At 40.5% G+C, this 23,162-nt stretch carries 27 protein-coding genes, 1 tRNA gene and 1 other annotated feature; of the genes, 25 read left to right on the top strand and 3 right to left on the bottom strand.

The genetic code is table 11. The features are described from left to right. Positions 1-33 precede the first annotated feature (33 nt). Positions 34-2,712 carry a YfhO family protein gene (locus tag DNL43_RS10245; protein WP_054769822.1) on the bottom strand — a complete coding sequence of 893 codons (2,679 nt, stop codon included), beginning with the start codon at positions 2,710-2,712 and terminating at the stop codon, positions 34-36. A gap of 128 nt (positions 2,713-2,840) precedes the next feature. Here DNL43_RS10245 and DNL43_RS10240 point away from each other — a divergent pair, with 128 nt between their 5' ends. From DNL43_RS10240 to DNL43_RS10210, 7 genes are all read left to right on the top strand, one after another. After that, the gene (locus DNL43_RS10240) at positions 2,841-4,892 is read left to right on the top strand and encodes a peptidoglycan D,D-transpeptidase FtsI family protein (protein WP_057962217.1); all 2,052 of its coding nucleotides are present in this window, start codon (positions 2,841-2,843) and stop codon (positions 4,890-4,892) included. A 114-nt stretch (positions 4,893-5,006) separates the two neighbouring features. Then, the gene (rpmG, locus tag DNL43_RS10235; protein ID WP_095344916.1) at positions 5,007-5,156 is read left to right on the top strand and encodes a 50S ribosomal protein L33; all 150 of its coding nucleotides are present in this window, start codon (positions 5,007-5,009) and stop codon (positions 5,154-5,156) included. An 81-nt stretch (positions 5,157-5,237) separates the two neighbouring features. Beyond that, positions 5,238-5,819: a 5-formyltetrahydrofolate cyclo-ligase gene (locus DNL43_RS10230; RefSeq protein ID WP_057962218.1), complete on the top strand. Its 582-nt coding sequence runs from the start codon at positions 5,238-5,240 to the stop codon at positions 5,817-5,819. After that, on the top strand, positions 5,812-6,474 hold the full coding sequence (locus DNL43_RS10225; RefSeq protein ID WP_095344915.1) for a rhomboid family intramembrane serine protease: 663 nt from the start codon (positions 5,812-5,814) through the stop codon (positions 6,472-6,474). Before DNL43_RS10230 ends, DNL43_RS10225 begins: the two co-directional genes overlap by 8 nt. A gap of 42 nt (positions 6,475-6,516) precedes the next feature. Next, positions 6,517-6,738, top strand: coding sequence for a YqgQ family protein (locus tag DNL43_RS10220; RefSeq protein WP_054769821.1), 222 nt, complete (start codon positions 6,517-6,519; stop codon positions 6,736-6,738). Further along, complete coding sequence (locus DNL43_RS10215) at positions 6,731-7,717, top strand: ROK family glucokinase (RefSeq protein WP_057962220.1); 987 nt, start codon at positions 6,731-6,733, stop codon at positions 7,715-7,717. The genes DNL43_RS10220 and DNL43_RS10215 overlap by 8 nt, the downstream gene beginning before the upstream one ends. Before the next feature lie 64 nt (positions 7,718-7,781). Continuing rightward, the gene (locus DNL43_RS10210; protein WP_057962239.1) at positions 7,782-8,162 is read left to right on the top strand and encodes a rhodanese-like domain-containing protein; all 381 of its coding nucleotides are present in this window, start codon (positions 7,782-7,784) and stop codon (positions 8,160-8,162) included. A gap of 73 nt (positions 8,163-8,235) precedes the next feature. On the opposite strand, the gene DNL43_RS10205 is transcribed toward DNL43_RS10210, so the two are convergent. Next, on the bottom strand, positions 8,236-8,412 hold the full coding sequence (locus DNL43_RS10205; protein ID WP_095344914.1) for a DUF3042 family protein: 177 nt from the start codon (positions 8,410-8,412) through the stop codon (positions 8,236-8,238). A gap of 98 nt (positions 8,413-8,510) precedes the next feature. Here DNL43_RS10205 and DNL43_RS10200 point away from each other — a divergent pair, with 98 nt between their 5' ends. From DNL43_RS10200 to DNL43_RS10165, 8 genes are all read left to right on the top strand, one after another. Continuing rightward, entirely contained in the window at positions 8,511-9,257 is a 747-nt protein-coding gene (locus tag DNL43_RS10200; RefSeq protein ID WP_057962221.1) for a glycerophosphodiester phosphodiesterase, read from the top strand. Continuing rightward, a complete protein-coding gene (miaA, locus tag DNL43_RS10195) occupies positions 9,254-10,186 on the top strand; it encodes a tRNA (adenosine(37)-N6)-dimethylallyltransferase MiaA (RefSeq protein ID WP_057962222.1) in 933 nt (310 codons plus the stop codon). The genes DNL43_RS10200 and miaA overlap by 4 nt, the downstream gene beginning before the upstream one ends. An 83-nt stretch (positions 10,187-10,269) precedes the next feature. Further along, positions 10,270-10,671: a MerR family transcriptional regulator gene (locus tag DNL43_RS10190; protein WP_054769436.1), complete on the top strand. Its 402-nt coding sequence runs from the start codon at positions 10,270-10,272 to the stop codon at positions 10,669-10,671. A gap of 25 nt (positions 10,672-10,696) precedes the next feature. Then, entirely contained in the window at positions 10,697-12,040 is a 1,344-nt protein-coding gene (glnA, locus tag DNL43_RS10185; protein ID WP_057962223.1) for a type I glutamate--ammonia ligase, read from the top strand. A gap of 179 nt (positions 12,041-12,219) precedes the next feature. Continuing rightward, complete coding sequence (locus DNL43_RS10180) at positions 12,220-13,860, top strand: peptide ABC transporter substrate-binding protein (RefSeq protein ID WP_054769435.1); 1,641 nt, start codon at positions 12,220-12,222, stop codon at positions 13,858-13,860. Between the two features lie 194 nt (positions 13,861-14,054). Further along, positions 14,055-14,936, top strand: a complete 882-nt coding sequence (locus DNL43_RS10175) for a hypothetical protein (protein ID WP_054769434.1) — start codon at positions 14,055-14,057, stop codon at positions 14,934-14,936. Then, positions 14,929-15,870: a hypothetical protein gene (locus DNL43_RS10170; RefSeq protein WP_054769433.1), complete on the top strand. Its 942-nt coding sequence runs from the start codon at positions 14,929-14,931 to the stop codon at positions 15,868-15,870. Before DNL43_RS10175 ends, DNL43_RS10170 begins: the two co-directional genes overlap by 8 nt. A 9-nt stretch (positions 15,871-15,879) precedes the next feature. After that, entirely contained in the window at positions 15,880-16,419 is a 540-nt protein-coding gene (locus DNL43_RS10165) for a dUTPase (RefSeq protein ID WP_057962224.1), read from the top strand. Between the two features lie 132 nt (positions 16,420-16,551). Here DNL43_RS10165 and DNL43_RS10160 read toward each other — a convergent pair. Continuing rightward, positions 16,552-16,625, bottom strand: a tRNA-Arg gene (locus tag DNL43_RS10160). Positions 16,626-17,060: 435 nt separating this feature from the next. Then, positions 17,061-17,143 (top strand) — a sequence feature (ribosomal protein L21 leader region). Between the two features lie 19 nt (positions 17,144-17,162). Here DNL43_RS10160 and rplU point away from each other — a divergent pair. The 10 genes from rplU (at position 17,163) to DNL43_RS10110 (ending at position 23,162) form a co-directional block, all read left to right on the top strand. Beyond that, a complete protein-coding gene (gene rplU, locus DNL43_RS10155) occupies positions 17,163-17,471 on the top strand; it encodes a 50S ribosomal protein L21 (protein WP_054769432.1) in 309 nt (102 codons plus the stop codon). 20 nt (positions 17,472-17,491) lie between these two features. Then, on the top strand, positions 17,492-17,827 hold the full coding sequence (locus DNL43_RS10150) for a ribosomal-processing cysteine protease Prp (RefSeq protein ID WP_054769431.1): 336 nt from the start codon (positions 17,492-17,494) through the stop codon (positions 17,825-17,827). Between the two features lie 26 nt (positions 17,828-17,853). After that, positions 17,854-18,147 (top strand): 50S ribosomal protein L27, encoded by a 294-nt coding sequence (gene rpmA, locus DNL43_RS10145; RefSeq protein ID WP_014940013.1) that lies wholly within the window; start codon positions 17,854-17,856, stop codon positions 18,145-18,147. Positions 18,148-18,301: 154 nt separating this feature from the next. Then, positions 18,302-18,862: an elongation factor P gene (gene efp, locus DNL43_RS10140; RefSeq protein ID WP_054769430.1), complete on the top strand. Its 561-nt coding sequence runs from the start codon at positions 18,302-18,304 to the stop codon at positions 18,860-18,862. 32 nt (positions 18,863-18,894) lie between these two features. Then, positions 18,895-19,332 carry an Asp23/Gls24 family envelope stress response protein gene (locus DNL43_RS10135; RefSeq protein WP_054769429.1) on the top strand — a complete coding sequence of 146 codons (438 nt, stop codon included), beginning with the start codon at positions 18,895-18,897 and terminating at the stop codon, positions 19,330-19,332. Further along, positions 19,332-19,745: a transcription antitermination factor NusB gene (gene nusB / locus DNL43_RS10130; RefSeq protein ID WP_057962225.1), complete on the top strand. Its 414-nt coding sequence runs from the start codon at positions 19,332-19,334 to the stop codon at positions 19,743-19,745. Before DNL43_RS10135 ends, nusB begins: the two co-directional genes overlap by 1 nt. Before the next feature lie 75 nt (positions 19,746-19,820). Continuing rightward, complete coding sequence (locus tag DNL43_RS10125) at positions 19,821-20,687, top strand: bifunctional 5,10-methylenetetrahydrofolate dehydrogenase/5,10-methenyltetrahydrofolate cyclohydrolase (protein ID WP_057962226.1); 867 nt, start codon at positions 19,821-19,823, stop codon at positions 20,685-20,687. Next, positions 20,677-22,020: an exodeoxyribonuclease VII large subunit gene (xseA, locus tag DNL43_RS10120; RefSeq protein ID WP_057962227.1), complete on the top strand. Its 1,344-nt coding sequence runs from the start codon at positions 20,677-20,679 to the stop codon at positions 22,018-22,020. The genes DNL43_RS10125 and xseA overlap by 11 nt, the downstream gene beginning before the upstream one ends. Position 22,021: 1 nt before the next feature. Next, positions 22,022-22,288, top strand: a complete 267-nt coding sequence (locus DNL43_RS10115; RefSeq protein WP_054769428.1) for an exodeoxyribonuclease VII small subunit — start codon at positions 22,022-22,024, stop codon at positions 22,286-22,288. Then, positions 22,269-23,162 carry a polyprenyl synthetase family protein gene (locus DNL43_RS10110; RefSeq protein ID WP_095344913.1) on the top strand — a complete coding sequence of 298 codons (894 nt, stop codon included), beginning with the start codon at positions 22,269-22,271 and terminating at the stop codon, positions 23,160-23,162. Before DNL43_RS10115 ends, DNL43_RS10110 begins: the two co-directional genes overlap by 20 nt.

Below are 23,162 nucleotides of genomic sequence, written 5' to 3'. Positions count from 1 at the left end.
CGAAGAACCTCGATTTCCAATCCTTTTTAATTTCTATTTACTTTCTTGCGGATTCTCAGAGCTTTGATTTTGATTTCTTTTACGTCGTTTCAGCACGAATTCCGTACCAATGAACGCAAGGCCAAACGCTGTAATGATGAGCCCGGCTTTGATTCCTTCAGGCCAGTAGGTAAATACAACCTTGTGATGGCCTTTACTGATTGGAATATAAGTGAACATCTTTGCCCAGCGCTTAGGTTGAACGGTCTTGCCATCAACCTTAGCTGTCCAGCCGTGCTCAAATGGAATTGTCGTTGTCAAAGACTGATTATTTGATTTGACGTTAACCGTACCAGTTAATTGGTGGTTATTCCATTTTGTGACTTTATATGGTTTTGAATTCAAATCTTTTGAGAACTTGGCAATCTTTGAGTTATGAACTTTATAAAGCTTAACATCCTGTAAGAGGGCGTTGTTCTTATTAACAAATATCTGAACATTGGCAGTGGTGTTGATCGTTGTACCAGTAGCAATGTTGGCAATAATTGTCTTCTCAGAAGGGGTGAACTGAGTTTGAGCTTGGCCATCAACTGAGATTGAAATGTTGCCTTTGTTAATCTCGGTTCCTAACGTCATGTAGTAAGACGTATTTTTCTCAATTGGAACGGTGAAGATAATGTAGGACATTTCCAATAGATTCTTTTTCTTTAATACGGCATTGTTCAATTTGGAAATTGGCTGAATGTTGTTGTATCGAATGTCGGTGTATTTTGCCGGTTCAAACAACTTATGAATATTTGGATCCAACCGATGAGCAATGTTGTTTTGATAGGTAATTGGACTTTTATCAATTTCATTGTGCTTCATACCGGACATTGGAGAAAGGAACCCAATTGGAACGGCGTATGGATTACGGTAAGTTCCAATTAATGAATCTTGTGCCAAGAGGTTGTAGTTGTTGTAATCAGGCTTTCTGGTCAAGGTTGTCAGCAACTGCTTTTTCGGCTTCTTATTAGGATTTGTTTCAGGAATCTGGTGACTCATGTAATATTTCATATTCAATAATGAGTCGGTAAACATGGTTCCGTTTGAATAAAGAACAAATGAATCTCCGTTAGGCTGACCAATATTCTTGAAGAATTGTGATGTATCCGACTCCAAGGTTGATGAGAAAATCGATCCACCATTGTAATTACCGGTAAAGGCATCGTTCTTAGTTCTCGAGAACGTGGTTCCCAATCGGTAGAAGCCTTTATCTTTTTGCTTAATCTTGTCAACATGCTTTCGCATGATCCGCTCAAATGAGGTGTAATTGCTGGCTTTTAAATAATCCAGATGGTTAAGTGATGTCACCATATTGAGTGCCATTTCACCACTCATTAATATTGCAAGAGTCATTGCCAAAACAATGTTCTTTCGGTAGATTCCCAAGAATACGACGATTCCTAAGGAGACTACCAAGTAAACACATCCCCAAAGAAAATCAAAGTGTCGCATGTACTCAAGATGTTTCCATCGCAGTTCAACGTAGAGGACACCTAAAGCCATGATTCCGGCTGTTACCAGGTATCCTTTCCAGTTGATACCCTCATCCAAAATATGCAGGAAGGCTTGAAAGGCGGTAAATATCATCCAGAATGAGAACAAGTATGAGAAACGGAAAGTATACCAAACTGGTAACTGCATTCCGTGCCAGAACAAATCCAAAGGCTGGAAGCACATTGATAAAATCATGAAAGCAGTTAAGGAAAGATTGGCAATCTTGACGTTTCGCTTAATGGTTGGGATAAAGAAGTAATAGACGAATAAAATGAGGATCACACTGGCGACAAACACGTTGGCAGTTCCTGCAGGCAGTTCGTTAAAGTTAACCGAACCATTAAAGAACTTGCCGAGCATATCCAAAGGGTTGTATTCAAATTTAATTTTATATTGACCTTTGGAATATTGGGTTTTACTTCCTAATAATGAGAAGAATGTCGGGATAAGAATCCAGGCGGCCAAAATACCACTTAAAATGGACGTTTTCAGCCATTTTAAAACGGCCTTTGTAGATGTTTGATTTTCAACCGGAAGGGCCTTAGCTGCCCAATAAATGAATATGAAGAGGGTTAGGAAAATTGCGATCATGTAAGACATATAGTAATTCATAATCAACATGGCCGTTAAACTCACGATGTAAAGCGCGCTTGACTGATTCTTCAAGATCTTAAACAGGCCAAACAAGATCATTGGGAGGACAAACAAGACGTCCGTCCAAAGCATGTTAAATTGGTTGGCAACCATCCAACCCATCATTGAATAGGAAGTTGCGAAACCAATAATTGCCCAGCTGCTGCGTTTGGTAACCTTCATTAAAAAGTAGCCAAAACTCAATCCGGCCAATCCATATTTCAGGATTGTGATAATTGCCAACACACTCGGCAATTTTGACAGTGGGAACAGTAACATAATCAGGTTAAGTGGACTCATTAAGTAGTAAGCCCAGGTTCCCATCATGTCACCACCAAGTGCCTTAGAGAATGAGAACAAAAAGCCGCTTGGACTATGTAATAAGGTATCATGGAAGCTCGTGTAAAAATCAATGTACTGTTGACCAAGATCGACAGTCATCACTGAGGAGTTTCCAAATGGGGCAAAATGCCGAAAAATAAAATAACTTGTGGAAATTAAGACCGGTACTAAAAAGCACAGGACTAATATGGAAATTGTGGTTGTCTTCTTTGATTTCATAATCTACATCCTTTTTAAAAGTGATTAACAACCTATAGAATATCATAATAAGTTAAAGATTGGCCACCGGTTGTAGTTTTTAGTTGTAAAATTTGATAGAATAAGTTTCATGGCAAGGAGTTAATATTGTGAAAATTTTTAAGAAAAGAACCAAGAAGAAAAACAGTGGTAAGGCAGCATCACTTCCCTTTCGAATAAACATCATTTTTATCGTTGTCGGTATTTTATTTGTTGCATTATTGACCCAACTGGCATATTTGCAAGTTATGTACGGATCGAAATTTAAAGCCGAAGTTAATCGGTCTGATACCTCGGTCGTAAATGGCAATGTGCAGCGTGGAATGATTTTTGATTCAACAGGGCATGTGCTGGTAGGAAACTCAGCGCACCAAGCAATTATTTATACAAAGGGCGTTAACGTTCTTACGTCAGATATGTACAAAACCGCAAACAAGCTGTCACAGTACGTGACGGTTCCAACGAGTAGTCTGACGCACCGACAATTGGCCGACTATTATTTGTCCGATCAAGATAATTTGGCCAAGGTTGAAAAATCAATTCCTGGAATCAGCGGTTATTCTGTCGATGCAAAATACAATAAGGCCGTTGATAAAGTAGAAAAGTATCCTGCATCTACATTTTCAGCAGCTACCAAAAATGCAGCTACGATTTTCGCTAAAATGAGCAGTGCCTATCAACTCTCTACGGTGAACATTAAAGATGACCACGTTTCTACCAAAGAAGTTGCCATGGTTGGTGAACATCTGGCGGATATGCCTGGAGTAAACGTTGGTACCAGCTGGAGTCGAAACTATCCAAATGGCCGGGCAATTCAAGGAGTTACCGGAACAGTCTCTAATGAAAAGTCTGGTCTTCCAAGTGATCGAGTAAATGAATTGCTTGCTCAGGGTTATTCACGAAACGACAGTGTTGGTCAAAGCTATTTGGAACGCCAGTATGAGCCAGTTCTTCGTGGAACCAAATCACAGACTCAAATTGTTTTGAACAGTGATAATCAAATTAAAAAAGAGATTAAAAAGTATGGCGGTCAAAAAGGTGACAACCTTCAATTGACTATCAATGCCAAGTTCCAAAAACAGCTTCAATCGTTGGTTCACTCTGCTGAATCCGGTGCCGGCGGTAATTCTACCGGTACGTATGCGGTTGTCATGAATCCTAACAATGGTGCCATTATTGGAATGGCTGGTGTTGATCGGAATCCTAAGACTTCCAAAATTACTGATAATGTTTTAGGAACCATTAACAGTTCAATTGTTATGGGATCTGTTGTAAAGGGTGCCATGGTATCAGGTGCTTTAATGGATCACGTTATCACCCCAACTAATAGTACGCTGACCGATCAACCAATCACGACCGGTGGGGTAAAGAAATCTTCATGGTTTAACCACAGTGGTCATGCAAACATTTCCGTTGATGCAAGTGATGCGCTTCAAGTATCATCTAACTCATATATGATGCAGTTGGCTATGAAGGAGGGCCACTTCAACTATGTTGAAGGTGGTGCCTTAACAATGAAGCCAAGCGTCTTCAATACCATGCGCGGATACTTCAATCAATTTGGTCTGGGTGTGAAGACAGGGGTTGATATTCCTGGTGAATCTACCGGATTAAAAGGTGCCAGTGGTGAGAAACACATCGGAAGTGCTTTGGATCTGTCATTTGGTAACTATGATGCCTATACCACAATGCAAATTGCTCAGTACATGTCAACAATTGCCAATGGTGGTAACCGAATTGAGCCTCACGTTGTTCAAGCAATTAGAGGAACCAGCAAGGATGGTAAATTGGGGACAGTCAAAGCCACTGTTATGCCAAAGGTCCTTAATCATATTGACATGACGAAAGCCCAAAGAGACGTCGTCAAAACCGGATTATATCGAGTTGTTCATGGATCCAACACCTATAAGACCGGTGGTGAACTCGATACAATCAAACCTGAAATTTCTGCAAAAACCGGTACTGCTCAAACATTCTATAACGGCAACGAAACCGTTACTTTAAGTTTAGCTTCATACGCACCATCAACACATCCTCAAGTTGTCGTTGCTTTGGCAATGCCTAACCTGGGTGTGAACGCCGAAAGTAACAACATGCAGCTTGCTAAGCAAATCTATTCAGCCTACTGGAAAACCGTTCAATCAACTTCAACCGTTAAGTAAAACTACTTAACCATTGTTAATCTATTCTAGTAATTCACGAGAATTGATGATAGAATATTTTAAGTTGAGGCTATTAAACCAGCTACTTTATAAAATGTTTGGAGGTAGTATTCCATGCGGGTACACATTACGATGGAATGTACTGAATGCCACGAACGGACTTATTTATCCAGCAAAAACCGTCGAAACAATCCTGACCGTTTGGCCCTTAAAAAGTATTGCCCACGCGAGCGTAAAGTAACATTACATCGAGAAACCAAATAAGGCTTGGGTAAACACCCAAACCTTTTTTATATACATCGGTCACAGTTATTCAAAATTTGGTAAATGAATCAGGTGATATTCATGTCTAATAGCAGTAAAACAAAGTCTGAGGTTCGCTCAGAGCAAATTGCCCGCCTACATGACTTTCTAACCGATCCAAAAAATCAACCACAAATATCACGTTTATATAACGCGTTATTTGCTGATCCGACCTTTGCTAACAGTAAGACCGTCGGCATTACGCTTAGCATGGATGACGAGTTGGATACTCAGCCAATTATCCATTGGGCACTGGAACACAATATCCGCGTCGCAGTTCCCAGGACTTTGCCCCATCGACAGATGGAGTTTGTTCTCTTAGAAGACGATACTCAAATGCTGACCACAAAGTTTGGCACGATCGAGCCGGTTAACGGCAACGTTTTGGCAAAAAATCAGTTGGATGCTTTGTTGGTGCCAGGCTTAGCCTTTTCTAAAACCCATTTTCGAGTCGGTTATGGTGGGGGATTTTATGATCGATTTTTAAAGGGATTTAATGGCACAAGCATTGCGATCGCCACCCCGGTTCAGCTATTTGACGAACCAATTTGGAACGTGGACGATTTTGATGTTAAAGTTAATAAGATCATTTACAATCAGCCACTTGGGAGGATTCATGAGTAATTTACGAGATAAACCATACGTCACATATCTACTCCTCGGAGTGATGGTCATTGTGTTCGCCTTGATGTCTGTAATGGGCGGCACTGAGAATCCCATGACTCTGGTTCAATTTGGAGCCAAATATAATCCATTAATCCGAGCTGGTCAATATTGGCGGCTGATTACACCAATGTTTATTCATATCGGCTTTACCCACATATTGATGAACGGGATTACTTTATATTTCATTGGTCAATATGTGGAGGAGTTGTTTGGTCATTGGCGATTTGCGATCATCTTCTTTGTTTCAGGCATATTAGGGAACTTGGGAAGCTTTGCCTTTACAGCGGGCTTGTCTGCCGGAGCCAGTACCGCCATATTCGGCCTTTTTGGTGCTTTTATGATGTTAGGTGAAAGCTTTTCTAAAAACCCGGTCATCGTCTCGATGGCAAAAACTTTCATGTTATTTATTGTCTTAAATATCGTGACCGATATTTTTGTTTCGGGTGTTGACATTGCCGGTCATCTAGCCGGATTAGCCGGTGGATTCCTTGTTGCGTACGTTACCGGCGTTGCTTTTTCAAAGACAAGTCAGGTAAAACGGATTATTTCTTTGATAATGCTGGTTGTAATCGCTTTCGTTTTGTTTACAATAGGTATGCGGGCAAAATTTTAATTTTTGTAAAATTGAAAGAAATTTACATTAGGATGTGAGATAATGAAAACGCTGTATGATGTTCAACAGTTGCTGAAAAGATTTGATATATATGTATATGTCGGTAAACGATTCTGGGATATTGAAGTCATGGCGCTGGAATTAGATCATCTCCATGATGCCAAATTAATCAGTCAAGATGAATTCATTCATGCAAAATTAATTTTAAACCGTGAACATCGGATTGAAGAAAAAAACGAAGGCAGGGGAAAGTACATTGGCTAAAAAATTAATTGGAATCGATTTAGGTGGAACCACCACAAAGTTTGCATTTATTGATACAAAGGGAAATATCACTGCAAAGTGGCGAATTAAAACTGATATTAGTGAACACGGAAGTAACATTGTTCCTAATATGGTTAAATCGATTAGTGATCAAATGAGAAAAGAAGATTTTACTGCTGCTGATTTTTATGGAATTGGCATGGGAACTCCTGGTGCAGTTAATCGTGAAAAGGGAACCGTTGTTGGTGCGTACAACCTTGGTTGGGATATCGTGCAACCGGTTGGTGCAACAATCTCAGCAAACCTCAATTTGCCAATCATGATTGATAATGATGCAAACAGTGCCGCACTTGGTGAATACTGGAAAGGTGCAGGTGACAAGGCAAAAGATGTCGTCTTCATTACTTTGGGTACCGGTGTTGGTGGTGGTGTTATTGCCAACGGTAAATTAGTCCACGGAATTAACAATGGTGCCGGCGAAGTTGGCCATATCACGGTTGTTCCAAACGGTTATCAATGTACCTGTGGTAAGCGCGGTTGCCTGGAGCAATACGCTTCTGCAACCGGGGTTGTTCATATCGCCAAAGATATGGCAAAGACCTTCACTGGTCATTCAAGAATCAAGGAATTGATTGATGGTGATGAAGGCTTGTCCTCAAAGATGGTGTTCTTCTTGGCCGACAATGGTGATATTTTGGCAAACCAGATTGTTAACCGAGTTTGCTCATACCTTGGACTGGCTCTTTCACACATTGGAAATACCATGAACCCCGAAAACATTATTATCGGTGGTGGTGTTTCAAATGCCGGTAACACTTTGCTTCAAACGACAACCAGATACTTCCAGGAAAATGCCTTCCCATCAGTTCGGGATTCAACCCGCCTGAAGTTGGCTCAACTTGGAAATGATGCCGGTGTCATTGGTGCTGCATCTTTGGCACTTCAGTTCAGAAACAACCAACCATTAGCAACAAATTAATCAAAAATAGAGAGAAAGAAGGATGTTTTAGTTGATAATTGGCGCAATAAACGCAAACACTGTTATGACCATTATTTTAGTAGTTATCTTGATTGCATGGGGTGGATATACGGTCTACCAAAACATGCGTGTCAAGAAGGCTGCTACATATTTAAAAAACGACGAATTCCAACATGGAATGCGTAAAGCCCAAGTCATTGACTTGAGAGAACAAAAGAATTTTAAAGATGGCCACATTTTAGGTGCCCGCAGCATGCCTTACTCAACAATTAAAAACTTTTATTCTCAGCTTCGTCCTGATCTACCGGTTTATATGTACGATCAAGGCCGAACAATTAGCAAACGAGCCGCTCTCTTTTTAAACAAAAAGGGTTATAAAGACCTTTATATTTTAAAAAGTGGGTATCAAGGCTGGAATGGTAAGGAAAAAAAGAGTAATTATTGATAAAATAGGACTATCAACAAATTTGTTGATAGTCCTATTTTTTAATTTCGATTTAAATTAAATGGATAATGAATTATCCATGGTGGGCGGCTCGGCTCTTACGCAATGCCTTTTTACGGTTGTCTTCGAACTTTTGCTCTTCGTCTTCAATTGGATCAACAACTGACTTTTTGAATGTCAGAAGTGCACCAACGCCGGCAGCAACAGTTCCCAAGACGCCAACAATGAGCCCATTAGTAAAATGTTTCATATCTAAACCCTCCAATATTCATTGATACTTTCATTATGCTTTATTTTTTATAAGATATCTAGTTAATTGACTAATTAATCGCTCAAAAGGAGTTTATCGTGAAAATTGACACAAAAATTATTGCTCACCGGGGCAGCAAAGGGACCCGTCCAGAAAATACTTTAATTTCTTTTCAGACCGCTATTGATGAAGGTGCCGATGGGATTGAAACCGATGTCCACTTTTCTAAAGACAATCAGTTGGTCGTCATGCATGATGAAACAGTCGATCGGACAACCAACGGCTCTGGTAGAATTGTTGACAAGAACCTGGCTGAAATTAAACACCTGGATGCTGGGATTCGGTTTAGTCCAGAATTTAAAGGGACAGCGGTTCCAACTTTACAGGAAGTCGTTGACCTGCTCATTAAAGATCATTTCACCGGCATCTTTAATTTGGAGTTAAAGACCAACAAAATTCAATACCCGGGTATTGAAGAAACAGTATTCAATTACTTCGCTTCAGTTGATTTCCCATTTCAGCTTATCTATTCGAGCTTTAACGCCCATTCATTGGAAATTCTGAATCAGCTTGATCCTCAGTTGGCCGGCGCAAAATTGTTTAAAACAGCCGCTAAGCAGGCCAAAGCCCTTAAGAAAGATCATATGATTGCTGATTTCCATCCTGACATTCGTTGGCTTAAACGCCATCCATTTTTCGCTCCGGCCCAAAATCTACGTCCGTGGACCGTTAATTCGACTGAGGACATGCAGTATTGCTTCGAGCGGAACATGGCAGCTATCATTACCGACTATCCTGCCCGAGCCATCCAAGTGCGGACAGAAATGGGGAGGGGCCTGGAATGAACAAAGTTTTGGCAATTGTTGGACCGACGGCCGTTGGAAAGACGGCTCTGTCGATTCAACTTGCCCATCAGTTTAACGGAGAAATTATTTCCGGGGACTCAATGCAGGTTTACAAGGGCCTGGATATTGGCACGGCAAAGGTCACCCCAGCGGAAATGGACGGCATTACCCATCACTTGATTAACATTCGCCAGATCAATGAAAGATTTTCCGTAGCTGATTTTGTTAGCATGGCGTCTAAACTCATCACGGATATTCAGCATGAAGGCAAGTTACCGATTGTCGTTGGTGGGACTGGCTTTTATCTTCAGGCACTTTTGTCCGGTCTGGAACTGGGCGGCGATCAGTATCAGGATAACCAATTGCGGCAAGAATTAATGGCTGAGGCAAACGAAAAGGGAAATTCCGAACTTCATCAACGACTTGAAACGATTGACCCCAAGTCAGCCGCTAAAATTCCGGTTAATAATGTCCGCCGGGTTATCCGGGCACTGGAAGTCTACATAAAAACCGGCCATCTTTTTTCCGACCAGCAAAATACTGGCAACAAGTACGATGCTTACGTGATTGGCTTAACCACCGATCGGCCAATCCTTTATCAACGAATCAATCAACGAGTTGATCAAATGGTGAAGATGGGGTTGATTGATGAGGCAAAGTCTTTGTATGAAAACGGCGGGGAAGCCTTCCAATCCGGCAAAGGAATCGGCTACCGTGAACTGTTTCCATACTTTGATCACCAAATGACCTTGGATGCGGCAATTGAATTGATCAAAAAGGATTCCAGGCATTATGCGAAAAGACAATTAACCTGGTTTAGAAACAAAACCGAGCCTAAACCAAATTGGTATAACCTTGTTGAGCATCCGGAGACTCTCAAAACTGTTGAAAAGGATGTCAATGAATGGCTCAAGGACACTCATAATTGAGCACATGTCATAAAATGTGACATTTGCTCTTGACTTTGGTTATCTGAATGGTATTATGAATACAAGATTTAGGAGGTGAACAAATGCGAGAGAAGGAATTACGGCGTTCAATGTCAGTTTTGCCGATTGGAACAGTTATGAAGCTGACTGACTTGACTGCACGACAAATCAGATATTATGAAGAACAGGAGTTGATTAAGCCCCTTCGAAATGAAGGCAATCGACGAATGTATTCACTGAATGATGTTGATCGGCTTTTGGAAATTAAGGATTATCTTGCCGATGGTCTTAATATTTCCGGAATCAGAGAAGTCTACAAAAAGCAAACTCAGTTGGAAGATGAACGGAAACGTAATCGTGAAAAGGGTCTGACCGACAGTGATGTCAGAAAGATTCTCGAAGACGAGTTTCTGAACATCGGCGGACTGAAGCCGCCTTCTTCGTCATTTGATGATCCAAATAATTTGAATAATCTAAATAAATAAAATCACTGATGGGAGCGATGGATAGATGGCTACAAAGCATAATTATTCAAAAGATGATATTCGCAGCATGGTAAAGGACGAAGACGTTAAATTCTTACGTTTAATGTTTACTGATTTGTTTGGAACAATCAAAAATGTTGAAGTTCCAATCACTCAATTAGATAAGTTGCTCGATAACAAATTAATGTTTGATGGTTCTTCAATCGAAGGTTTTGTTCGAATTGAAGAAAGTGACATGTACTTATACCCTGATTTATCAACATGGATGATCTTCCCATGGAGTACTGATCGTGGTAAGATTGCCCGAGTTATTTGTCAGGTTTATCGTCCAAACGGCGAACCTTATGCAGCCGATCCTCGTAACAACCTCATCCGTGTCTTGGGTGACATGAAGAAAGCCGGATTCACATCATTTAACATTGGTCCTGAACCAGAATTCTTCTTGTTCAAGATGGATGAAAACGGTGAACCAACTTTACACTTAAACGATAAGGGAAGTTACTTCGACATGGCCCCAATGGATTTGGGTGAAAATTGCCGTCGTGAAATTGTTTTAACCCTTGAAGAAATGGGCTTTGATGTTGAAGCTGCCCATCATGAAGTTGCTCCCGGCCAACATGAAATTGACTTTAAGTATGCCGATGCCTTGGCAGCTGCCGATAACATTCAAACATTCAAGTTGGTTGTTAAGACCGTTGCTCGTAAATACGGTTTGTACGCAACCTTCATGCCAAAGCCTCTTAGCGGTATCAACGGTTCAGGAATGCATTTGAACATGTCATTATTCAACGACAAGGGCAACACATTCTATGACAAAGATGGCGAACTTGAAATTTCTCAAGAAGCTTATTACTTCTTAGGCGGTTTGCTGAAGCATGCCCGTTCATTCACTGCGGTATGTAACCCAATCGTTAACTCATACAAACGTCTTGTTCCAGGTTATGAAGCACCTGTTTACGTTGCATGGTCCGGTTCAAACCGTTCACCACTTATTCGTATTCCTAGTGCTCGTGGCAATTCAACTCGTTTGGAACTTCGTTCAGTTGATCCAACTGCCAATCCATACCTTGCGATTGCATGTGTCTTGGAAGCCGGCCTTGATGGCTTGCGTAACAAGATTCAACCAGAACACAGTATCGACCGGAACATTTACCGAATGGATGCTGAAGAACGTCAAAAGAGCCACATCACCAACTTGCCTGACACATTGCACAATGCTTTGAAGGACTTGTCAGCTGATGAAACCATGAAGAAAGCACTTGGCGAACATCTATACAACAGTTTCATCGAAGCTAAGAATCTTGAATACGATTCATACCGTACTCAAGTATCTGGCTGGGAACGTGATCAATACCTTGAAAAATACTAATCAATTAATTAGTTAATTAAACGCACTTGTTAAGAGCGCATAGTACTTTAAAAAGCTCACAGTGGTGCACTAAGTCGTGTACGATTGTGAGCTTTTTGTATACGAAAGTATTCTCATCAAAATATCATGAACATATAACATTATTTGTTGGAATCTAATTTTAGTAAGGGGTGCTTTCTATGTTAAACAATCACCATGTGTTAACAGTTGGGTTAACAATCTCATTTGCTTTGCTACTGAGCGGCTGTTCCTCGCAAAAAAGCGGTTCAGGGAAATTAGCCGATAAGCAGGAATTTACAGTCGGGGTCAGCTCGGAACTCTCAACCGTTGATTTGTCCAAGACGACATCGGTGCAAACTTTCGAAGTCCTGAACAATGTTGATGAAGGCTTGTATCGGATTGGGAAAAACAGCAAAATCAACAATGCTTTGGCCACAAAAACCAAGGTTTTCAAGGATGGCCTCCAATACACCTTTAACTTACGAAAAGGGGCTAAATGGAGCAACGGTGATCCGGTAACTGCCAAAGACTTTGTTTATTCCTGGCGGAGGACGGTCAATCCCAAGACTGCCTCTCAATACGGATACCTGTTTTCCGGAATTAAGAATGCTGACGCAATTCAGTCCAACAAGAAGTCGCCAAACACTTTAGGCATTAAAGCAGATGGCAATTATAAGTTGGTTGTCACATTAGAGAAGAAAATTCCGTACTTTAAGCTATTGTTGGGATTCCCACTGTTTTTCCCACAAAATCAAAAGGTGGTTGAAAAATTTGGCAACAAGTACGGCACATCAAGTTCCGACATTACGTACAATGGTCCATTTAAATTAACCAAATGGAACGGAACCGGGATGACCTGGACCCTTGCCAAGAACGCCAAATATTGGGATAAGAAGCACGTTAAGCTCGATAAGCTTCACTATCAGGTCACTAAGGATCCATCAACCGGATATAACCAATTTAAGACCGATAAACTGCAGTATGTCGGCTTGTCAGGCGTTTTAGCCAAGAATTTGAAAAACAACAAGGATTTAGTGACTCGAGAGACTTCAAGCTGCTACTACCTTGCGTTTAACCAAAAGAAGAAGCTGTTTAAGAATTTAAAAATCAGAGAAGCCATTTCAATGTCGATTAACCGCGATCAACTTACCAAGAAGATCTTGGGTGACGGCTCCTTTAACTCTCAAAGCTTTGTGTCAAAAGGACTGGCCATCAATCCTAAAACCGGTAAAGATTTCACTGCCACGACTGCAAAGCCGGATTCTTTGAAGTATAACCCAAGCCAAGCAAAAGTCCTTTGGAAACAGGGACTCAAAGAATTGGGAATTAAATCGATGAGCTTTACTCTACTAAGTTCCGATGAATTTGCTCAAAAACAAGTCAGCGAATATCTCCAGTCGCAACTGGAAAAGAATTTGCCTGGATTGAAAGTTCATTTAAGCAACATTCCATTCCAAACATTGCTTGCCCGTCAGAAATCGCATAATTATCAGGTTACCATGGGTGACTGGTATGCTGACTTTGCGGATCCAATTACTTTCTTGAATATCTTAACTTCCGGAAATCCAAGCAACGTCCCACAATGGTCCAATAAAGAATACGATCGTTTAATCAAGGCGTCGTCCACTACGGATGCCGGCAACCAGGACAAACGGTTTGATGATTTAACCAAGGCCCAAAACATCTTACTCAACAACCAAGGCGTAACGCCGTTGTATCAATCTGCAAGCAAGAATTTGTTAAGCAGCAAGGTTAAAGGGATTATTTACAATACTGCCGGAGCTACTTATAACTATAAAAACGTTTACGTCATTAAATAACGTTTTTCTCAAAAGACCAGATAAGTTCATTATCTGGTCTTTTTTTATGTTGGTTTCATTGTTTAATTTCTTTTAACGGATTATTTTCTAATGTTTTTGGAAAATCTTTCATAAATAATGCGATTAGCCCTTTATTTATGTACGTTTTTCAGATAACATTAAGTGTATAAATAAGGGGAATACGAGGCAATATTATGGATAACAAAATTGAAAACGATCCATTCAGCCAAAACGATACAATTTTATCTTCTGCCCTCACTGAAAAGGTAAAATATTTATCCGACCTGAATGACTCGATCAAAAATGGCAATGATTTAAAAGTTTATGAATTAATGGATCCAAACCGTTTTGCAACGGAAGTAAAGGGTGAGCAGCCTGAACAGCCAAAGCCTAATTTCTTTGGCTTGGCTGCCGATTTAAAAGCCCAATTAAGTCATCACTTAAGCAACAAGTTAATTGATTATTTAGGTACTACATATCCATTCTTTTACTATCATGAATTTGAATTGGGTAAATTCAATATTTACTTCGGAAATTGGTGGGATCACCGCATGTTTGGTGAACTGGATGCCATCAATGTTCAATTCAATTTTGCTGAGGACGAATACAATACCTTGGCAAAATCATTTGAACTTGAAGCCCAAAACAAGCGTGTCAATGATGACCAAATGCAGGAATTGGGACAAAAGAATGAAAAGTTGACGCAGTTAATTGAAGATCAAAACAAACGTGATCAGCGTAAGGAAGAGATCCGAAAGCAAATCAAGGAAAACGAAGCAAAGTCACCAATGCCTTGGGAAGCTGGAAAAGTTAAGGAAGAACATCAACAACTTCAAAATGCTTTGCTGGAGCTAACCAACATTGATGAACAGGCTTCCGATGGCCGGGCTGAAATTAAAAAGAACGAAAATCAAATTCTGGCTTTATCCAAAGAAGAGACCATTTATAATTTGGAAAAACAAAACATTCGGGCTTCGTTTGGCAGTTTTGAAGCATTTATTGATAACAATAACAACTTGTACGCCAAATACTTGCAGAGCTTGAGCAAAGAAACGCAGGTGACTGACGGTGAGTAATGAAAATAATGAAACTGAAAAGCAGGTTTTAACCACAACCGAGCTTTTAAAGAATTATACCAATGCGATTCAAACCGGATTGGATAACGGATCGAAGTATGTTGATGCATTTGAAAGTCTCAATACAACCAAAGAATTAAATGATTTATTGGCTGCAGCGGTTCAATTAACCAATTATCGACTCAACACTGATTTTGTCGAATTTCCACATCAATTTTCAGATGAAGACGTTCAACTGATCTTTCTCGAACGTTTGTTGAAGCTCTCTGATAATGCCAATGGATTTACCATTTCGAATGCTGAAAATGTCCAGAAGCTGCTGTGTACGTTTGGTTCACTGGGTGATAACACATTTACTTTCACCAAATCTACCAAAAATGAATCCGGCTTCTTCTTTGGGCCAACAGCTCATAATCGGCCTCTGTTCTATCTCAATCTTAAGAACAAGGAATTGATGTTCCATGGAACTTCATTAATCGAATACTTTGTTGTTGATCTTGAGGGACTGGACGTTTCCGCCATCAAGCAAGCACTACAAGTCATGATTCAAGCTGCTCAAGTTCTCAAAGAGACCTTTGGCTTCAAGATTGACTTTAATGTCCTCGATGGGGTTAATGGTGAATTCTATGAATTTGCTGCTGGTGAAATTCCAGAACCAATTTTGGATGAATTGTTCGTTAAATCAGCTGATAATCAATATATCCTGATGTCTGGTCAGAATGGCGGCGCTGCATTAACGTTGGATAACGATACCAAGCTCACTGTTTATAATGCCGGTGACGACGACCGTCCAAAGTGGGGAGCTACGATTCACGATAATGATCAGCAGGAAAGCTGGCTTAACCTGCTTTTGGATTATCCATTTATCAAGGATTGGTACCTTAACAATAAAAAGCAGTTGGATATTCTTTCAAACAAAATTGTTTTTGGATAGGAGTTAGCAATGGATTTACAAGCACTGATTGCCTCATCAGTTTATTTGAACCGGCAAATCGAGTCAAAAAAACAACTTCACTGGTCAAACGATGGCCGGGTAAAGAATGCTTTTGTCGCTTTGGATGTTGAATTAGCCGAAATGGCCAATACCTCAGAGTGGTTTAAAGTTTGGAAAATCCATCGAGGCAAAAGTGATCCGGACAAGACTCCGCGGGAGACATTGCTTTATGAGTATGTCGATGCAATGGACTTCTACCTCTTGATTTCCAACCTGAAGAATTGGAATCACGTTATTTTGAATTCAGAAAAAGATTTGGATAAAATCAAGAAATTCAAAAAAGAGGATAACTTGGACAAACAGTATTTGGCACTTAAGCGGATGCTGTTTGATGCCTACTTTAACCACAGCGGTGATAGCTTCAGCCATTCGTGGCGACTGTTCTTAAAATTTGGCTTAGTCGATTTTGGCTATACCGAGGAAGAAATTGTGACCGCATTTAACCGTAAAAATAAAATCAATGAGGATCGCCAAGACGATAATTATTAATTGTTATATTGAAAGAGCCATCCAAGTCAAATTGACCTGGATGGCTCTTTATTTTGTGCATCAAACGAACATCATAAACAAAAATCCCGTTTACCTTAATAGAAAGGTAAGCGGGATTTTGCTTTGTTTTAGTGTCGCAAGAGAGATTCGAACTCTCGACCTACGGTTTAGAAGACCGTTGCTCTATCCAGCTGAGCTATTGCGACAAATCAACACTAATAATTATATGAAATATTAAGGGGGTAGTCAATGTTTATTCAAAGGATTTGGGTTATTTCGTCGAAAACATTATGAATTCCTTAAAGATGTTGCATTTTTATTAAAGTTTTCGCCATTTTACACTAATAATTTGAACCCCTTGACAAAAAATAAGATAATAGAATTGTTCAGCGTAAAGCTGTCCTATCAATAGGAGGTGGACGTTGTGGGATTTGTAATTTTTATTGTATTTATTTTCATAGTTTGTGGAATTATTCAGTATTTTACCGATTCTTCAACAACCATTGGGGAGAATGGCAAGCATTTAGCTCAAAGAAAATAAAAGAGCAGCCGCCAGTAACGGTTGTTTTTTTATGGTTTTCAGCTTTCTATTGACGAACAGGCGGCGATTATGTATACTAGTAACGTTGTAATTGTGGCTTCCACAGCTACAACCGCTCGATTCAAGCTAGAAAGTTCTCAACACGTGTTGGGGCGCTTGTTCTCGGCGAGTCTAAGCAAATTAATAAGGAGGTGCACAAGATATGTACGCAGTTATTACTACAGGCGGTAAGCAATACAAAGTGTCCGAAGGCGACGCAATCTACGTTGAAAAGTTAAACGCAGACGAAGGCTCAAAGGTTACTTTTGATCAAGTTGTTATGGTCGGCGGCGATTCAGTTAAAGTTGGTACACCATTAGTTGATGGCGCATCAGTTACTGGAACTGTTGAAAAGCAGGGTCGTCAAAAGAAGATTACAATCTTCCGTTACAAACCAAAGAAGGGCTCACGTTCAAAGAAGGGCCATCGTCAACCATATACTAAAGTTGTTATTGATTCAATCAAGGCATAATTTACTTTGAGGTGACTGATATGATTAAGGCTACCATTAAGCGTTATCGCGGTCATGTTAGCGGATTTACAATTACCGGACACGCCGATGCTGGTGAATACGGACAAGATATTGTCTGTTCAGCAGTTTCAGTGCTCAGCATCACAACAGTTAACGGCCTCCAAGAGGTTGTTGGATTGGATGTTGATGTTGATAGTGATGATAAAAATGGCGGTTATCTATCAGTTGATGTGCCAGTCGTTACCGATTCCAAGAAGAGTATTCAAGCTGATGCAGTTTTGAATACCTTTGCGAATGGAATGGCTGATATAGCAGATAGCTACAGTAAGTATATTAAGTTAAATACAGCGAAATAAATCAATTAATCTGGAGGTGTAAACCTATGTTAGCAATGAATTTACAATTCTTCTCTCACCATAAAGGTGGTGGATCAACTGCCAACGGTCGTAACTCAGCTGGTCGTCGTTTAGGTACAAAGGCTGCTGATGGATCATCAGTTCACAGTGGATCAATCATTTATCGTCAACGTGGAACTCATATCTACCCAGGAAACAATGTTAAGCGTGGTAACGATGACACATTGTTTGCAGTAGTTGATGGAGTTGTTCGTTTCGAAAGAAAAGGACGCGACAAGCGTCAGGTTTCAGTTTATCCAGTTGCTGAAGCTGCTAAATAGCTCACAATATTTTAATTAAAGAGGCTGGGACAAAACTCGTGTTTTGCATCCCAGCTTTTTAATTATCTAGATCAGGATGCCATTTTAATTGGCTATTTTGGTTTAAAGTATTATATAATCAATATATGTTACATCACATTTAGGAGGAACAATCATGGCAATTTCAACTGCTGATTTTAAAAATGGATTAACCATCGAGGTTGACAACGCAATCTGGAGAATTTTAAGTTTCCAACATGTTAAACCTGGTAAAGGTGGCGCATTTGTCCGTTCTAAGTTAAAGAACCTTCGTACCGGTGCCGTTCAAGAAAAGACATTCCGGTCAGGTGCTAAGATGGAACAAGCACAAATTGATACCCGTAAGATGCAATACTTATACGCAGACGGTGATCAACACGTATTCATGGACATGGATACTTATGATCAAATTTCAATTCCTGAAGAACAAATTAAAAGTGAATTGAACTATCTTCAAGAAAACATGGAAGTTCAAGTTATCCAGTACGGTAATGAAACCTTGGGTATTGAGCTCCCTAACACAGTTACTCTCGAAGTTGCTTCAACTGAACCCGGCATCAAAGGTGACACTGCTTCAGGTGGCTCAAAGCCTGCAACAATGACCACTGGTTTAACCTTACAAGTGCCATTCTTCGTTAACAAGGGCGACAAGTTGGTTATCAACACAACTGACGGAACTTACATTTCACGGGGATAGTATTTCAATTGATCTGAAACGGAGGCTTTAGTATGGCTGAAGACACTAATATTACTCTTCATTCAAATGATCCGAAACTTGGCAAGATTGAAATTGCACCTAATGTTCTTGAAATTATTGCCGGGGTAGCGACTTCACAAATTGATGGCGTTAACCGCATGAGCGGTTCATTTTCCAACAGTGTAAATGAACTGTTGGGCCGCAGAAAAGAACATGGAAAAGGTGTCACTTTAACGTATACCAACGAAGAATTGACAGTTGATGTTTATGTTTATTTGAATTATGGCGTATCTGTTCCCAAAGTTGCGTTGAAAATTCAAAGTCAAGTTGAACAGCAATTGCTGTTCATGACTGGTTTAAAGGTCACAGAGGTAAATGTCCATGTTCAGGGTGTCATTCCGGAAAAGACGACCAGTACCGTTGATCCGAATAACCCGTTTGCTGACGACGAAGAAAATGGTGAGGACTAGTGGAATTAACACGACACCAAATTAGAGAAATTGCGTTCCAAACACTTTTTGCCCTAAATACCAACGATCAAACTGACTGGAAAGATTTCTTTCAGGTTTTGACAAGTGGTAAATACGGTGATGAGTATCCTGAATATTTGCATCAGTTAATTTCAGGAGTTTTGGAGCACAAGTCTGAAATCGATAAAACAATTGAAAAGTATTTAGCTTCCAGTTGGTCTCTCGAGCGAATTGCAAGAACTGATCTGATTATCTTGGAGATTGCCATCTATGAAATGGTTTATGTAGATGATATGCCTGCCAAGGTATCAATCAACGAAGCAATTGAACTCGCAAAAAAGTTTAGTGACGACCGTTCAAGAAAATTTGTTAACGGGATTTTGTCACATGCTTTAGAAGAACTGGTAAAATAGATTTACACATGTGTAAATCTATTTTTTTGTACATATGTTTATTTAAGACGAAAATACAAAGGAGCGGTTTCTAAGATGGCAACAATTATTGATGGTAAAGCACTGGCAAAAAAGTTGAATTCGCAGACAAGTTTAAGGGTTAAGAAACTCCAAGATACAAATGGAATCACTCCTGGTTTAGTCGTCATTATCGTTGGGACCGATCCGGCCAGTGAACGATATGTTAGAAATAAGCATCGAACTGCAAAGCGACTTGGAATTTACTCACTTGTTCGGCAGTTGCCGGACACCATTTCGCAATCAGAGTTATTGAAGATTGTTCAAGAATATAATGACAATCCAAAAATTACCGGTATCTTGGTTCAAGATCCATTGCCTAAACAAATCAATGAAAAAGAAATTACTCGAGCAATTCTTCCTGAAAAGGATGTTGATGGTTTCCATCCTATTAACGTCGGCAAGTTGTATCTCGATGATTCAACAAATTATCCCGTTGCTTGCACACCCAAGGGTGTCATGACAATGTTTAAAGAATACAACATTAATTTAAAGGGTAAAAATGCTGTGATGATCGGTCGAAGTGCAATTGTTGGGAAACCAATGGCAGCCTTAATGTTAAATGCCGGTGCCAGTGTTTCAATCCTGCACTTATTAACTAAAGATATTACTGAATACACTAAGAATGCTGACATCATTGTTTCAGCTACCGGAAGTCTCCACACGGTTACCAAAGACGATGTCAAGCCTGGTGCGGTTGTCATTGACGTCGGTCAAAACATCAATGAAGAAGGCCATCTGGTTGGTGATACCGACTACGCCGACTTATTGGATAAAGTTTCGTACATCACCCCTGTTCCAGGTGGGGTTGGTCCAATGACCATCGCAACCTTAATGCAGCAAACAGTCGATCTGGCAGAATGGAGCCTTGAACGTGGCAAATGATTATTTAACCGTCAGCGCCTTAACAAAATATATAAAAAGGAAATTTGACGTAGATCCGTATCTATCTAAGGTATACCTGACTGGTGAAATTTCCAATTTCAGGTTACGGCCGAATGCCCATCAATACTTTAGTTTAAAAGATGACAACGCCAAGATCAGCGCAATTATGTTCAAATCCGCGTTCAATCGAATCAAGTTCACTCCCGAAGAAGGAATGAAAGTACTCGTTGTCGGGCATATCTCCGTCTACGAACCCAGTGGCAGTTATCAAATCTACGTTGAACAAATGGAACCCGATGGCGTTGGTCAACTTTATCAAGCATATGAACAGCTTAAGAAAAAGTTGTCCCAAGAAGGCTTATTTAACTTACCTAAGAAGCCATTAAAACAGTTCCCTAAACGGATCGCGGTTGTGACTTCTCCCAGTGGAGCTGTCATTCGTGACATTATTACGACGGTCCGAAGAAGATACCCAATCGCCCAAATTGTTCTGTTTCCGGCCCTGGTTCAGGGGACTGAAGCCAGCACTGATATTGTCAGACAAATTGAACGGGTTAACCAAAACGGCACTTTCGATACTTTGATTGTTGGCCGTGGTGGTGGTTCAATTGAGGATTTGTGGCCATTTAACGAGGAAAATGTTGCCAGAGCAATTGTTGCCAGCAAGATTCCCGTTATTTCTTCTGTTGGTCACGAAACTGATACAACAATCGCCGACCTGGTTGCTGATGTCCGTGCCGCAACACCAACTGCTGCAGCGGAGCTTGCTGTTCCGCGGTTGGATCAAGTATTGGTGGATCTTAAAACCACGCAAAATCGGATTATCAATGCGGCATACCAAGTGATTCAAGAAGATAAGCTGCGTTTGAAGCGGCTTCAACAGTCAACCGTGTTTACCTCTCCGCAACGGATCTATGAGACGTTCTCACAACGCCTGGATTTGCTGACGCAACGTTTGTATAACCAATCGAACAAGATCACTGGTAAGCGCAAGGATCGCTTCAATGACCTGAAGTTAAGATTACGGCTGGTTGCACCAACGTATACGATAAAAGAACAGCAGCAAAAATTATCGACACTGCAGGGACGCCTTGATCGGGCATCGGCTCAAAACCTGAGAAATGTTAAACAGCATTATCAAATGCTGGTCGGGTCTTTGGATCATCTAAGCCCGTTAAAGATTCTCAGTCGAGGCTATACGTATACGACGGATGAAAAAGGTGATTTTGTGAAACGGGTTGCTGATTTAAAAACGTCCACAATCGATGTTCATTTCAGCGACGGTACGGTAAACGCATCGGTCAACAAAATTAACCAGAATAAGGAGAAGTAAAATGGCTGACAAACAAGATAACAAAACTTTTGAAGATAAAATGAACGAATTGGAAACCATCGTTAATCAACTCGAACAGGGAAATGTTTCCTTGGAAGAATCCATGGATAAATTCAAAACGGGTATTCAGTTAAGTGAACAGCTCCAAGACACGCTGACAAAGGCTGAACACACAATGGCCAAAATGATGGATAAAGATGGCAACGAAGTTGATTTTGAGGCTTCCAAAGATAAGAAGGATGATAATGATGGGAACCAAACTGACTGAGTTTGAAAACCTGTGGGTACCTAAGATTAATCAAGTCTTAGAAAACGAAATTGCGCCAGACACTGACCAGAAAACGCTGACTAACGCGATGAGTTATTCCGTCAATGCTGGCGGCAAACGATTGCGGCCACTGTTAACCTTGGCGGTCCTGACAAGTTTGGGTGATAATATTGATCACACCATTTTAAAAACAAGTTGTGCGCTTGAGCTAATGCACTCCTATTCTTTGATTCATGACGACTTACCAGCAATGGATAACGATAACCTTCGCCGGGGAAAGCCAACCAACCACGTTAAATTTGGTGCTGGAATGGCAACCTTGGCTGGGGACGGTCTTCAGCCGCTTTCTTTCCAATGGTTAGTCGACAATGATCTGGACAGTGAGACCCAAGCTGAATTGGTTTTGGCCCTTGCTAAAGCTGCCGGACCGCACGGCATGGTTTCTGGTCAAGCTGATGACATTGAATTTGAAGGAACCCGTCTGCCACTTGAAGGCCTTCAAAAATTAGACCAAAATAAAACCGGCGCTTTAATTCGGTACGCGGTTGAAGCCAGCTTGATTATGGGTCGGGTGATCCCCGAAAAGCGTCAGGCAATGTTGACATTCGCAGAAAAATTTGGTGAAGCCTACCAGATCTACGACGATATTCTTGATATCGTGGGAACTGAAGCCCAGATTGGCAAGCCGGTTCATCAAGATGCCGGCAAAAATACTTATCCAAATTTGTTGGGTTTGGATAAGTCCTATGAAATGCTTCATAAAACGGTAAAGGCTGCTCAGGATGCGCTAAGCCAGGCTGGGCGAGATTTATCAATTGATACCAGTTTGTTGAACGATTTTACCAGTTATTTTAAAAATAAGGACGAGAAATAG

This window comes from Lentilactobacillus kefiri (assembly GCF_009739535.1).
Lineage (GTDB): Bacteria > Bacillota > Bacilli > Lactobacillales > Lactobacillaceae > Lentilactobacillus > Lentilactobacillus kefiri.
The sequence above is the reverse complement of the archived record's forward strand: the minus strand, read 5'-3'. Positions and strand labels throughout refer to the sequence as shown.

What these genes read in the sequence shown, in the direction of transcription:
- DNL43_RS10230 (WP_057962218.1), top strand. Translation starts at nt 5,238, where the DNA reads ATGTCTAATAGCAGTAAAACAAAGTCTGAGGTTCGCTCAGAGCAAATT.
- DNL43_RS10205 (WP_095344914.1), bottom strand. Translation starts at nt 8,412, where the DNA reads ATGAAACATTTTACTAATGGGCTCATTGTTGGCGTCTTGGGAACTGTT.
- DNL43_RS10175 (WP_054769434.1), top strand. Translation starts at nt 14,055, where the DNA reads ATGGATAACAAAATTGAAAACGATCCATTCAGCCAAAACGATACAATT.
- miaA (WP_057962222.1), top strand. Translation starts at nt 9,254, where the DNA reads ATGAACAAAGTTTTGGCAATTGTTGGACCGACGGCCGTTGGAAAGACG.
- rpmA (WP_014940013.1), top strand. Translation starts at nt 17,854, where the DNA reads ATGTTAGCAATGAATTTACAATTCTTCTCTCACCATAAAGGTGGTGGA.
- efp (WP_054769430.1), top strand. Translation starts at nt 18,302, where the DNA reads ATGGCAATTTCAACTGCTGATTTTAAAAATGGATTAACCATCGAGGTT.
- rplU (WP_054769432.1), top strand. Translation starts at nt 17,163, where the DNA reads ATGTACGCAGTTATTACTACAGGCGGTAAGCAATACAAAGTGTCCGAA.
- DNL43_RS10180 (WP_054769435.1), top strand. Translation starts at nt 12,220, where the DNA reads ATGTTAAACAATCACCATGTGTTAACAGTTGGGTTAACAATCTCATTT.
- DNL43_RS10210 (WP_057962239.1), top strand. Translation starts at nt 7,782, where the DNA reads ATGACCATTATTTTAGTAGTTATCTTGATTGCATGGGGTGGATATACG.
- DNL43_RS10150 (WP_054769431.1), top strand. Translation starts at nt 17,492, where the DNA reads ATGATTAAGGCTACCATTAAGCGTTATCGCGGTCATGTTAGCGGATTT.
- DNL43_RS10245 (WP_054769822.1), bottom strand. Translation starts at nt 2,712, where the DNA reads ATGAAATCAAAGAAGACAACCACAATTTCCATATTAGTCCTGTGCTTT.
- DNL43_RS10220 (WP_054769821.1), top strand. Translation starts at nt 6,517, where the DNA reads ATGAAAACGCTGTATGATGTTCAACAGTTGCTGAAAAGATTTGATATA.
- DNL43_RS10225 (WP_095344915.1), top strand. Translation starts at nt 5,812, where the DNA reads ATGAGTAATTTACGAGATAAACCATACGTCACATATCTACTCCTCGGA.
- DNL43_RS10190 (WP_054769436.1), top strand. Translation starts at nt 10,270, where the DNA reads ATGCGAGAGAAGGAATTACGGCGTTCAATGTCAGTTTTGCCGATTGGA.
- DNL43_RS10125 (WP_057962226.1), top strand. Translation starts at nt 19,821, where the DNA reads ATGGCAACAATTATTGATGGTAAAGCACTGGCAAAAAAGTTGAATTCG.
- DNL43_RS10110 (WP_095344913.1), top strand. Translation starts at nt 22,269, where the DNA reads ATGGGAACCAAACTGACTGAGTTTGAAAACCTGTGGGTACCTAAGATT.
- DNL43_RS10115 (WP_054769428.1), top strand. Translation starts at nt 22,022, where the DNA reads ATGGCTGACAAACAAGATAACAAAACTTTTGAAGATAAAATGAACGAA.
- rpmG (WP_095344916.1), top strand. Translation starts at nt 5,007, where the DNA reads ATGCGGGTACACATTACGATGGAATGTACTGAATGCCACGAACGGACT.
- DNL43_RS10165 (WP_057962224.1), top strand. Translation starts at nt 15,880, where the DNA reads ATGGATTTACAAGCACTGATTGCCTCATCAGTTTATTTGAACCGGCAA.
- DNL43_RS10135 (WP_054769429.1), top strand. Translation starts at nt 18,895, where the DNA reads ATGGCTGAAGACACTAATATTACTCTTCATTCAAATGATCCGAAACTT.
- glnA (WP_057962223.1), top strand. Translation starts at nt 10,697, where the DNA reads ATGGCTACAAAGCATAATTATTCAAAAGATGATATTCGCAGCATGGTA.